The sequence below is a fragment of the Streptomyces sp. SYSU D01066-1 genome (genome assembly GCF_054956795.1).
Map to the genome: position 1 here is coordinate 1 of NZ_JBUDHV010000033.1, position 11,655 is coordinate 11,655.

The following is an 11,655-nucleotide window of genomic DNA, read 5'->3' on the forward strand; positions in this document are numbered from 1 at the left end:
GCGGCGGCGCTGGCGCGGATGGGGCATCCGGACGTGCGGAGCCTGGCGGGCGGGATCGTCGCCTGGCGGGACGCGGGCGCCCCACTGGTACGGGAGTGAACGGCCCGGGCGCCCGCTGCCACCTCCGGTGTCAAGTGATAACCGTTTCCACCTGTAGATTTCTGCCCCGGGCAGTGAACAGGTGAGAGACGGAAGAGGTGGCGCGACCAGATGGGCGTGAGCATGGGAACGGCCGCGATGTGGGTCGAGCGCTGGGAGCGGCAGCAGCGGCGCTACGCGGTGGACCGCGAGGAGCGGTTCACGGTGATCGCGGATGTCGTCGAACACGTCACGGTGACGGCCGGCCCCCGGCCGCTCCTGCTCGACCTGGGCTGCGGCCCCGGCTCCCTGTCCGCCCGGCTCGCCCACCGGATGCCGGACGCGGAGATCGTCGCCGTGGACATGGACCCGCTGCTGCTGGAACTGGGCCGTACCCACCACTCGGACGCCGCCCGCTACGTCGACACCGTGATCGGCGCGCAGGGCTGGACCGAAGCCCTGGAGCTGCCTCGCCGCCTGGACGCCGCCGTCTCGACCACGGCTCTGCACTACCTCGACGAGCCCACGCTCCTGGACACCTACCGGGCCGTCGCCGGCCTGCTGCGTCCCGGCGGCGCCCTGGTCAACGGAGATCACTTCCGGCCGGAGGCGACGCCCTGCTCCGACCTGACCGCGTTCGTGGGGCGCCGCCGTGCCGAGCGGACGGGTTCCCACACCGATGAGGACTGGCGGTCCTGGTGGTCCGAGGCGGCCCGCGACCCCGAGCTGGCCGATCTGTTCACGGAGCGCGAGCGGCGCCGGCCGGCCGGTGGCGGGAGCGGCGGCGCGGGGGACCTCTCCCTGGACCGGCACACCGCGCTGCTGCGCCGGGCGGGCTTCCGGCACGTCACGCCGGTCTGGCAGTTCGGGGACAGCTGTGTGCTGGTGGCCGTCAAGGGGTGAGGGCCTGGCGGTGACGGGCGAGGGCCGGGCGGCGGGCTGACGGCCCGAAGGTTCTCAGCCCTCCGTGGGATCCTCCTCACGGAGGGCCAGCGCCATCAGTATCTCGTCGCGGTCGTCGCCCGGCGCCACCCGCAGCGCCCCCGGCCACCGGCCGACCTCCGTCCAGCCGGCCTTGCGGTAGAAGACCTCCAGCCCCAGGCCGGCCCGTGCGGTCAGCTTCAGCCGCTCCAGGCCCATCTCGTCGCGGGCCACGTCCCGTACGTGGCGCATCAGCGCCGCCCCGATGCCCAGGCCGCGCAACGGCACCTGGGTCTGGACGTGGTTGACGACACCGCAGTGCGCCTCCAGCGGATGCGACTCGCGGCGGACGAGCAGCCAGCCCGCCAGGGCGCCGTCCACGGTGGCCACCAGCAGCCGGCTCCGCCGGGGAGCGAGCCGCTGCACGAGCCGGTCCAGGGCCGGCGCGAGCTGGGAGGGGGACACCGGCGGCAGGGGGCAGTCCGCGGGGATCACCGCCCCGCCGGCGTTGGCCACCGCCGCCCAGCAGGCGAGCAGTTCCCGGCGCAGGGCCGGCGGCAGGTCCTCGGGCCGGGTTATCTGACCGAACGCGGGGGCGTGCACTGCCTCGGGTGCTGTCACACCGGCCAGCTTGCCAGAGGGGGGTGTGCTCCGCCGTGGCGGGGGCGCGCTCCCGTGGCCCCGCGGGCGGGCGGTGTCCGCACCCCCCGCGGGGGCGTCACGGCTTGCGGGCCACCGCTCCGTACATCGCGATGTCCTGGTCGCGGACGCCCTGCTCGCCGGTACCGTCCGGATGCCACTTGTGCACCTGCACGATGCCCGGTTCGACCAGCTCCAGGCCCTCGAAGAACGTGTGGGCCTCGTCCAGGGTGCGCAGCCGCATCGGCATGTCCCGGGCCGCGTACTCACGGGCGACCCGCGCCACCTCCTGCGGGGCGAACTCCGCGGTGCCGATCGACATCGCCAGGTAGCTGCCCGACGGCAGCGGTTCGAGGAGCCGGCGCACCACACCCACCGCGTCGTCCTCGTCCAGCATGAAGTGCACGATGGCGATGACGGTCAGCGCCACCGGCCGCGTCAGGTCCAGGGTCTCGCGCAGTTCCGGCGCGTCGAGGATGGCCGCCGGGTCGCGGAAGTCGGCCTCCAGGTACGCCGTCCTGCCCTGTGGCGTGCTGGCCAGCAGTCCCTGGGAGAGGGTGAGCACGATGGGGTCGTTGTCGACGTAGACCACCCGCGCGTCGGGGGCCACCGCCTGGGCGATCTCGTGGAGGTTGGGGGAGGTGGGGATGCCGGTGCCGATGTCCAGGAACTGGCGCACCCCCGCTGTCTCGGCGAGCCAGCGCACGGCGCGGTTCATCCAGTCGCGGTTGGCGCGCATGTGGATGGGCAGGGCGGGCCACTCCCGGGACATGGCGTCGCCCGCCTCCTGGTCCGCCGGGTAGTAGTCCTTGCCGCCCAGGATGTAGTCGTAGATCCGCGCGGAGTGCGCGTGCGCGGTGTCGATGCGGTCAGCGGACCATCCGTTGTCGGGCACCGTCATGTCTCCCCTGCCGGTCGTGAGGTTCGGGCCAACGCCCGACAAAGAAAGCACACTTCGCGGCAGGATGTCGGCGGCACCGGCTTTCCCGCCCGGCACCGGCCGCACCGTCTCGCCCTCGCGCCCCCGAGGGCGTGCCGTCACAGTTGCCTGCGGATCGCTTCGAGGACGGTCTCGGTCCGGGCCGCGGGCGTCGCCTGGGCGCCCAGCCGGTCCAGGGCCTCCCGGTACACCACGACGTCGTCGCCCTTGTCGAGGTAGACGGCGCCCACCAGCCCGTCGAGGTAGACGACGTCGGGGAGTTCCCGGGCCCGGAACCGGAAGAGCTGGAACGCGCCCGCCCGCATGGCGGGATGCGGTCCGCCGGCGAACGGCATGATCTGCACCGTCACATGCGGCAGCCGGTTGACCTCGATGAGATGGCCGATCTGCGCGCGCATCACCTCAGCCCCGCCGACCGGCCAGCGCAGCACCGTCTCGTCCATCACCACCCACACCCTGGGCGGTGCCTGACGGGTGAGCAGGTCCTGGCGGCGCATGCGCAGCGCCACCCGGCGCTCGGTGGCCTCGGCCGGGGCGTGCGGATTGCCGGCGCTCAGCAGGGCACGCGCGTACGCCTCGGTCTGCAGCAGCCCGTGGACGAACGCGCTCTCGTAGGCCCGGATCTGCAACGCCGCCTGCTCCAGGCTCAGGTAGGCGGCGTACCAGTCCGGCATGACATCGCGGTAGGTGTGCCACCAACCGCGCTTGTTGGCCTCGCGGACCGACTTCAGGAAGGTGTCGATCTCCTGCTGGTCGGTCACCCCGTAGACCTGGAGGAGCTTCTCGGCGTCGGTCAGCCGCAGCCGGGCGACCTTGGCGGCCTCCATCCGGCGGATCGTGGAGTGGCTGACCCCGATGGCGTCGCCCGCCTCCTCGTAGGTCAGGCCGGCCCGGGAGCGCAGTTCCTCCAGCTGCCTGCCGAGGATCATGCGAAGGACGGAGGGCGCGCCGCCCCAGTCGGTCTCCGCCCGCACGCCCGCTCCCTCGCTCGCTCGGAAAGCTCCGGACCGCCGTCTCATGTGCACAGGCGGCACCGGCACTCGCGGCCACGGTGCCGCGAGGAGCAGCATGCACAGGGGGACTTGCAATTTTCAACTTGCCGGTTGCGAGGCGTGGTCGGAAGGTGTCACAGTGGAGTCACCGTTCCGGTTGCCGCGTACACCTGGTGATGCCGCACCGGCTGCCGGCGGTCCGGGCGTTCCCGGTGCGAAGGCGGACGGAAGGCGATGGCGATGCGTGGCCCTTTCCTCTCGGGCGCCGGGCACACCGCCCGGACACGACCGGACCGGAGCGTCACCCCAGCCGTGCCACCCGCGGCCGGCCCGCCCGAGCCGGAGCCGCGGGGCGGCAGCGCGAGGCGGGGCGTCCGGTCGACCACCGGAGCACGCCCCCTCCCCGCGCGCACCCGGAGGCGGGCGCTGCGGTCGACTCCCCGGGCCCACGGCCCCGACCGGCCCGCCTCCGGGAACTCCCCGCTCCCGTCCCGCCGCAGGACGCGCGGTGCCGCCGTACGGCGCGGCCACGGCTCCGTCGCCGGCCTCGCGGAGAACAGCCATGAGCACGGTGGTGCCGGCTCGGGAAGGGACCCGAGCGTGAGTGGTGCCCGCCGGAGGACCGGCACCGGCACGGGCGGCGCCCGCCGGAGAGCGGACCCGATCCGGTGGCGTCCGAGGGGAGCGGACCCGATCCGGTGGCACCCGAGGGGAGCGGACCCGATCACGGCCTCACCCGCCGGGAGCAGACACGGGAAAGCCGGCGTCCGCCCGGCCACAGACACGAGCGCGGCGGCATCCGCCTCGGACAGCACGGCGGCACCCGTCTGAGAACGGAGGCCGACCCGCACCGCCGGCGGTCCCGTGCCGCCCCGCCCGGCCCACCCCCCCACTCGGCCGAAGGACCCCTGCCTCATGGACCGACCGATCCGCCCCGATCACCCGGCACCCCGCCCGCAGCAGTGCCGGCCCGAACACGCCGAGCGCCTGCCCATACCGGCGCGGCTCTCCGCGGACCTCGGTTGCGACGCCGTGGGACTGCCCCGGGAGCACGGCGAGCACATCCTGGACCGGCTGCCACGCGTGGGCTGTGTCTTCGGGGACGAACGGCGCTGGTGGTGGATCGTCCCCTCCGGCTCACAGATCGGCGTGGTCTGGCCGCCCGGCACCACCTACGCCGTCGGCGCCCGGGTGGCCGACCCCTCCTGGACCTCCACCCACCGGCCGAGACCGGGCATGGAGCGGCCCACCCTCATCCACGCGCCCCGCACCGGCTCCCCGTACACCCCGCCGATACCCCTCTACGTCCTCACCTGCCGTCTGGCCGGCGGCCCGCCGTGCTGGCGGCTGGACGCCTCCGGCTGACCCCGCCACCACGGGCCCCGCGCCGCACCCGCACGGCCGGCCCGCACCCGGCACCGTGCGCCCCGCCCCACCCCGCCCCGCCGCTCCGACCGGAAGGACACACGATGGCCGCCGCCGAGCCCGTCACCTTCGACGACGTCCGGGACGCCGCCGCGCGCCTCGCGGGTGTCGCCCACCGCACCCCGGTGCTGACCTCCCGCACCCTCGACGCCCGGGTCGGCGCCGAGGTGTTCGTCAAGTGCGAGAACTTCCAGCGGGCCGGCGCCTTCAAGTTCCGCGGCGCCTACAACGCCGCCTCCCGGCTCCCCCCGAAGCAGCGGGCCGGGGGCATCGCCGCCTACTCCTCCGGCAACCACGCCCAGGCCACCGCCCTGACCGCCCGCGAACTGGGCACCACCGCCGTGATCCTCATGCCCGAGGACGCCCCGCGCGCCAAGCGGGAGGCCACCGCCGGATACGGCGCGCGGATCGTCACCTACGACCGCTACACCGAGGACCGCGTCGCGCTGGGCGAGGCCCTGGCCCGCGACCGCGGCCTGGCCCTCATCCCGCCCTACGACCATCCGCACGTCATCGCGGGCCAGGGCACCGCCGCCCTCGAACTGCTGGAGGACACCGGCTTGCTGGACGCCCTCGTGGTGCCCGTCGGCGGCGGCGGGCTCATCGCCGGCAGCGCCGTCACCGCCACCGCCCTGCACCCGGGGGTCCGCGTCGTCGGTGTGGAGCCCGAGGCGGGTGACGACACCAAGCGCTCGCTGGCCGCCGGAGAACGCGTCACCGTCCCCGTCCCGCGCACCATCGCCGACGGCCAGGCCCTGCCCACCCCCGGCGAGATCACCTTCGCCGTCAACCGGCGCCTCGTGGACGCGGTCGCGCTCGTCACCGACGACGAGATCGTCCACGCCATGCGCTTCGCCTTCGAACGCCTGAAGATCGTCCTCGAACCCAGCGGCGCCACCGCCCTGGCCGCCCTGCTGGCCGGACGCGTCGAGAACCCGCCGCGGCGGATCGGCGTCATCGCCTCCGGCGGCAACGTCGACGCCGTGAGGTTCGGCACGCTCCTCGGCGGCTGACGCGGGGCCCGCGTCCGCGGCGCCGGCCACGTCCCGGGCGACGGCCCGCGGGTCGTCGCCCGGGACCGGCGGGACGGGTCACGGGCGCATCGCTTTCCGTGGGCTCCGGTTCCGTGCGCTCCGGGCGTACGGGCGCCGCTCCCACGCGGAGGCCGTACCCGAAGACCCAGGCGCCGGCGGTGCCGGGCGCGTGCGCGGCGGAGCCGGCCGGCGGAAGGCGCCGGGACCGGTGATTCACGCGATGCCGGCCGCCCGTCGGCGGGGAGAGACTCCGCACACCGTTGCTGGGAAACTCTCCTGATGGAGGCGCAATAATGTCATGGACACGACATATCGGAGTGCGGGTGGGAGCGCTCCTGCTGCTGGCCACCGGCCTGTGGTCCGCACCGGCCCCCGCCGTCGCCGCCGGTGACGGACCCACCGTCACCACCCGGTACGGCCAGGTGCGGGGTGAGGCGGGCGAGGCCGCCCACTCCTACCTCGGCATCCCCTACGCCGCCCCACCGGTCGGCGCGCTCCGGTGGCGCCCGCCGGCCGCGCCCGCGCGCTGGACCGGCGTCCGGGACGCCACCGCCCCGGGTGATCCGTGCATGCAGACCGCCTCGGACAGCCCCTGGGGCGACCTGGCCGGACCCGGCACCCCCAGCGAGGACTGCCTCTACCTCAACGTCCACACCCCGGCCCGGCCGTCACCGCTCAAGCGTCCGGTGATGGTGTGGATCCACGGCGGCGGCTTCACCGTCGGCTCCGGGGCCTTCTACGACGGCAGCACCCTCGCGGCCGACGGCGACGTGGTCGTCGTGACCCTCAACTACCGCCTGGGCGCCTTCGGTTACCTGTCCCACCCGGACCTGGCCGGGGAGTCCGCCGAGGCGGTGTCGGGCAACTACGGGCTGCTCGACCAGCAGGCCGCGCTGCGCTGGGTGCGCGACAACGTGGCGGCCTTCGGCGGCGACCCCGCCGACGTCACGGTCTTCGGGGAGTCGGCGGGCGGCGGCAGCGTCTGCCACCAGCTGGTCTCACCGCGCGCCGCAGGCCTGTTCGACCGGGCCATCGCCCAGTCGGGCTGCGGGTTCACCCTGCCCGCCCAGGAGTCGCAGCAGCGGGCCGGCACCGCCTGGGCCGACTCGCTGGGCTGCGCGGACGCCGCGTGTCTGCGCGCGCTGCCCGCCGACCGGGTGCTCGCCGCCGCGCAGAGCCCCACCGCCCGCTGGACACCCAACGTCGACGGTGCCGTGCTGCCCCGGCAGGTGACGGACGCGTTGGAGAGCGGACGGTTCCACCGGGTCCCCGTCCTCCAGGGCACCACCGCCGACGAGGGCCGCCTCACCGTGGCCGGCACCTACGACCTGGCCGGCCGGCAGCTCACCGCCGCCGGCTACCCGTCCGCGGTCCGCGCCCTCTACGGCGACCGGGCCGACGCGATCCTCGCCCGCTACCCGCTGTCGGACTACGGCACGCCCGCCGAGGCGCTCGGCGCGATCCTCACGGACTCCCCGTTCGCCTGCCCGCAGTCCCGGACGGCGGGCCTGATGGCCCGGTACGTACGCTCCTACCAGTACGAGTTCGCCGACCGGCACGCCATGGACCACCTCGGCCTGCCGGTCAGCTTCCCGATCGGCGCCCCGCACGGCTCCGAGATCCGGTACGTCTTCGGCGGCGTCACCGGCACCCCCGCCCAGAACGCCCTGGCCGACGCGATGCTCGGCTACTGGACCAACTTCGCGAAGACCGGCGTCCCGTACGCCGCCGGTGCTCCGCGCTGGTCCCTCTTCCCGAAGGTCCAGATCCTCGACCCCGAGGGGATCACCGCGCAGACCACGTTCCCCGAACGGCACCAGTGCGACCTGTGGAACCAGCCCGCCCCCTGACCGCGAACCCCGGTCCGGGACGGTGCCGCCGTCCCGGACCGGGCCGGTGCGCGCCGGTGCGCGCCGGGACGCGCGGGGGCCCCGCGGCCGACCCGAACCGGTGGAGGAGCGTGGAGTGGTCTGCGGCCCCCGCGTCACCGCCGTCCATGGCGCACCGCGCGGGCTACTCGGGAGGCATGGGGGTGTCGTGCGTGCGGTACATCGCCTGGACGTCCAGTTCCAGCTGCACGGTCGGACCCACCACCGCGATGCCGCGCGCCAGCATGGAGCGCCAGTTGAGGGTGTAGTCCTCCCGGTGCAGTTCCGCCGTGGCCAGCGCCGCGCAGCGCAGCTCCTCGCCGTAACCTCCGTTGACCGTGCCCAGGTAGGTGGTCTGCAGCCCGACCGAGCGGCTCACCCCGTGCATGCTGAGGGTGCCGTTGACGACCCACTTGCTGCCGCCGCGGTAGACGAAGCGCGTGCTGACGAAGTCGATGTGCGGGTAGTTCTCCACATCGAGGAAGTCGGCCGACCGGAGGTGGTTGTCCCGGGTGGTGTTGCCGGTGGTGATGCTGGCGGCGTCGATCCGGACCTGGACCCGGGAGTCGGACATGTCCGGCGCCATGTGGAGGACGCCGTCGAAGCGTTCGAAGCGCCCGTGCACGTGGGCCATGCCGACATGCTTGGCGATGAACCGGATCGCGGTGTGGGGCGGGTCGAAGATCCAGCTGCCCGCGGGCGGCAGAGCCAGCTGCTGGGCCGGGTGGAGCCGTACCAGCCCGGTGTCGGGGTGGGTGTCGCCGGTGATCTCGATGGTCTCGCGGTGCGGCTCCAGGCCCTCGGCGACGATCAGCATGCTGTAACGGCCGGGGGGCAGCGCGGCCACGAAGAAGCCGTAGGGGTCGGTGGTGCCGCGGGCGAGGAGTCGGTGGGTGTCGAGCGCGGTGACCGTGACGTCGGCGCCGGCCAGCGGCTGGTCGACCGGGTCCAGCACGGTACGGCTGACGCCGCCCGCGCCGGCCGGCAGCGGCAGGGTGAGACTCGGACCGGCCGTGGCGTTCCTGTGCCGCCGGCGTCGGAGCAGTCCGAGGGGCATGGTGTCCACCTTTCGTGGGGAGCGCGGAGCGGGGCTGGGGGCGCCGGGGTGGCGCGTGCCAGGGGCGAAGAGTGTGCACTGGCAACGCTCCTGGGACAGGGACAGGGTAGACCGCTCATGATCGTGAAGTGGCCGGGGGTTGGGTGAGCGCCTCAGTGTGAGAAAGGGCGCACGCAGGGCGGTTTCCAGGGGTGTCGCGGCGATCCCCGGCGGGACCGGGACCGGGACCGTGGGGGACATCATGACCACGACGGATCACTCCTTCCCAGTCGCACACCATTCCTTCACTTCTCGTTCGCTCCCTTACCCGTGGCGGGCCGGGGAGGGTTCCTGACGACAGACCCGTTCCCCGAGGTGTGCCGCAGGAGGCGGCCGGGCCGTGGCCTGCGGGTGCGCGGGGCGAGCGCCGGGGTCTTTCCTGGATCCACGGGTCGCGTCACGGGTGCACGCGCGGGAACCGGGCCGGTGTCCGCCGCATCCGTCCGGACGGCTGTACGACGGACTCGACGGCGACAGCGGCCACCCGGTCGTGGCGTACGGCCCGGTCCGCACCGGTCTCGTCAGCGTGCCGCCGCCCCGGGCGGGCCGGTGCGCGCCGGAGAGGTACCTCACGCGCGGGGAACCGCCGACGCGGCCCGGGTGACGGGATGTTCGAGGTACGCCTGCTCGCCGTGGAGCGGATCGGCGGCCGGCCGGCGCGGCGGCGCGGCTGATGTACGCGGCGCCGCGCCGGATTCCGGCCCGGGGCGGTCACCGGGCGGCCGCGGTGGGCCGCGCCGGTCCGCTCGCCGTGCGCCTGGCCGCCGGACCGCGCCCCGTCGGCCGTACCGTCCGCGGCGGAGCCCCGTCCTCCGAGGCGCTGACCGGGAGCGTGAGCGGCCCGGCTCGGGCGGCGGCCGGCCGGTACCGCGCCGCGGTCGCCCGGTCACCCGGTCGTGCGACCGGACGGACCGGCGGCCGGACATGTCCTTCGCCTCCCCGCCGGCCGGCTGCGGAGACGGCGCCCCGTCCACGGCGACCGGGGCCGGCTTCGCCGGCCTGGACCGGTGTCACCGGATCGTCGTCGCCGACGCCCCGGACGCCCGGTTCCCGCCGGCTTCCGGCGCGCGAGCGGCGCTCGCCAAGGACCCGGCCCGGGCCGCCCGGGCCTCACCGCCCGCCGCGGCTGTCCCCGCGCCACGGGGGCCGCGCGGTGCGGGTCGCGGTCCGGGACACCGCGGAGAACGCCCGCGTCGCCGCCTGCCGAACCGCCGGGCGCCCCGCACCGCCACGCCCCGGACGGTCGCCGCCGACGACGCGGCGGCCGGACAGGCCGGGGGACCCGGTCCGGTACGGGGCCCGGCGGCACCAGGTCCCCGCCGTGGACCCGGCCGGTGCCCGGACCCGCCTGCTGCACCACCTCGAAGGACCACAGCGTGGAGCCGCTCGCCGCGGGCTTCGGGCGCTCGCCCTCCGGGGCACCGCCGCCCTGGTGGGCCGACTTCATCGGGCCCTCCATCCACGCCTGGAAGGATTCCTCGTCACGCCACCGGGTGTAGACCAGGTAGGTGTCGGTGCCCTCGACCGGGCGCAGCAGCTCGAACCACTCGAAGCCGTCGGAGTTCTCCACGGCGTGCGCCCGGGAGGCGAAGCGCTTCTCCAGCGTCTCGCGCTGCTCGGCGGGGACCGTCAGTACGTTGATCTTGACTACGCTCATGGCCCCATCCTGCCGTACCGGCGTCGGCGCGGCCGGTCCGGGTCACCCGCGCGGCACATCGGCGCGGCGGCGCGCGAGCAGGGCCGCGCAGATCTCCCCGGCGCGTACGGCGGTGGTGGACAGCAGGGTCGGGGCGAGGCCGTGGGTGTGTTCGGTGCCGCCCTGGAGGTAGACGTCGGCGGTGACGTCGGGCGCGGTCTCCACCCGGTGGTCGCGGCCGACGCGCAGGGCGTCCTCGTCGTCGCGCAGACAGAGCTTGGCGATCTCGCCGAGGTGGTTCCCGATGCTCTGCGGACGGTACCCCGTGGCGTAGACGAGGATGTCGGAGGCGAGGAGTTCGCGCTCGCCGGTCGGCAGGAACTCGACCGTCACCCGGACGTCGTGGGCGCGGGTGACGACCTCGCGGATGCGGGAGACGTTGAGCAGCCGCAGCCGCAGCCGCAGCCGCAGCCGCAGCCGCAGCCTGCCCCGCACCCGTTCCTGGTACATGGTCCGGGACAACGACTCGATCAACTCGGTGTCGACCACCGAGTAGTCGGTGGAGCGGTGGTAGTCGAACAGGGACTGCCTGACCTCGGCGGGGGCGCCGTAGAAGACGTCCACGGCCTCGGGGTCGAAGACGCGGTTGGCGAACGGGCTGTCGTCGGCGGGCGTGTACCCGTACTTGGCGAACACGGAGCAGACCTCCGCCTGCGGCAGCCTGCGGTGGAGGTAGTCGACGGCCTCCGCGGCGCTCTGCCCGGCGCCGAGGACCACCGCGCGGCGCACCGGCCGGCCGGAGCGGACCAGCTCCTCGACGCGGGGGAGCAGTTCGCTGTTGTGCCGGACCAGGTCGGACAGGACGGCGCCGGGCGGCAGCCGGGGCTCCAGACCGGTGGCCACGCACAGGGCGCGGGCACGGCGGACGGTGTGCCGGCCGGGCGCGGCCGGGTCCTGGCTGACCACGTCGAACCAGCGGACCTCGCCGTCCTCGGTGACCGGCCGGATGGCGACGACCTCGGCGCA

General features: G+C 74.8%; 8 protein-coding genes and 2 pseudogenes. 4 read left to right on the forward strand and 6 right to left on the reverse strand.

The genetic code is table 11. The features are described from left to right. The first annotated feature begins 210 nt into the window (after nt 1-210). Nucleotides 211-981, forward strand: a complete 771-nt coding sequence (locus tag ACY1JF_RS24800; protein ID WP_462707453.1) for a class I SAM-dependent methyltransferase — start codon at nt 211-213, stop codon at nt 979-981. A gap of 54 nt (nt 982-1,035) precedes the next feature. Here the strand turns inward: ACY1JF_RS24800 and ACY1JF_RS24805 are convergent, their stop codons facing one another. From ACY1JF_RS24805 to ACY1JF_RS24815, 3 genes are all read right to left on the reverse strand, one after another. Next, nucleotides 1,036-1,620: an N-acetyltransferase family protein gene (locus tag ACY1JF_RS24805; RefSeq protein WP_462707454.1), complete on the reverse strand. Its 585-nt coding sequence runs from the start codon at nt 1,618-1,620 to the stop codon at nt 1,036-1,038. A gap of 97 nt (nt 1,621-1,717) precedes the next feature. After that, nucleotides 1,718-2,533, reverse strand: a complete 816-nt coding sequence (locus tag ACY1JF_RS24810; protein WP_462707455.1) for an SAM-dependent methyltransferase — start codon at nt 2,531-2,533, stop codon at nt 1,718-1,720. A 143-nt stretch (nt 2,534-2,676) separates the two neighbouring features. Continuing rightward, complete coding sequence (locus tag ACY1JF_RS24815) at nt 2,677-3,552, reverse strand: helix-turn-helix domain-containing protein (protein WP_462707456.1); 876 nt, start codon at nt 3,550-3,552, stop codon at nt 2,677-2,679. 933 nt (nt 3,553-4,485) lie between these two features. On the opposite strand from ACY1JF_RS24815, the gene ACY1JF_RS24820 reads away from it, so the two are divergent. From ACY1JF_RS24820 to ACY1JF_RS24830, 3 genes are all read left to right on the forward strand, one after another. Next, a complete protein-coding gene (locus tag ACY1JF_RS24820) occupies nt 4,486-4,935 on the forward strand; it encodes a hypothetical protein (RefSeq protein WP_462707457.1) in 450 nt (149 codons plus the stop codon). A 104-nt stretch (nt 4,936-5,039) separates the two neighbouring features. After that, a complete protein-coding gene (locus ACY1JF_RS24825; RefSeq protein ID WP_462707458.1) occupies nt 5,040-6,008 on the forward strand; it encodes a threo-3-hydroxy-L-aspartate ammonia-lyase in 969 nt (322 codons plus the stop codon). Between the two features lie 314 nt (nt 6,009-6,322). Next, a complete protein-coding gene (locus ACY1JF_RS24830) occupies nt 6,323-7,879 on the forward strand; it encodes a carboxylesterase/lipase family protein (RefSeq protein ID WP_462707459.1) in 1,557 nt (518 codons plus the stop codon). Nucleotides 7,880-8,042: 163 nt separating this feature from the next. Here the strand turns inward: ACY1JF_RS24830 and ACY1JF_RS24835 are convergent, their stop codons facing one another. From ACY1JF_RS24835 to ACY1JF_RS24845, 3 genes and pseudogenes are all read right to left on the reverse strand, one after another. After that, the gene (locus ACY1JF_RS24835; protein ID WP_462707460.1) at nt 8,043-8,954 is read right to left on the reverse strand and encodes a YceI family protein; all 912 of its coding nucleotides are present in this window, start codon (nt 8,952-8,954) and stop codon (nt 8,043-8,045) included. Between the two features lie 1,378 nt (nt 8,955-10,332). Beyond that, a pseudogene (locus ACY1JF_RS24840) lies at nt 10,333-10,650 on the reverse strand (antibiotic biosynthesis monooxygenase family protein); the annotation flags it as partial. Between the two features lie 42 nt (nt 10,651-10,692). Next, a pseudogene (locus tag ACY1JF_RS24845) lies at nt 10,693-11,652 on the reverse strand (SidA/IucD/PvdA family monooxygenase); the annotation flags it as partial. Nucleotides 11,653-11,655 lie beyond the last annotated feature (3 nt).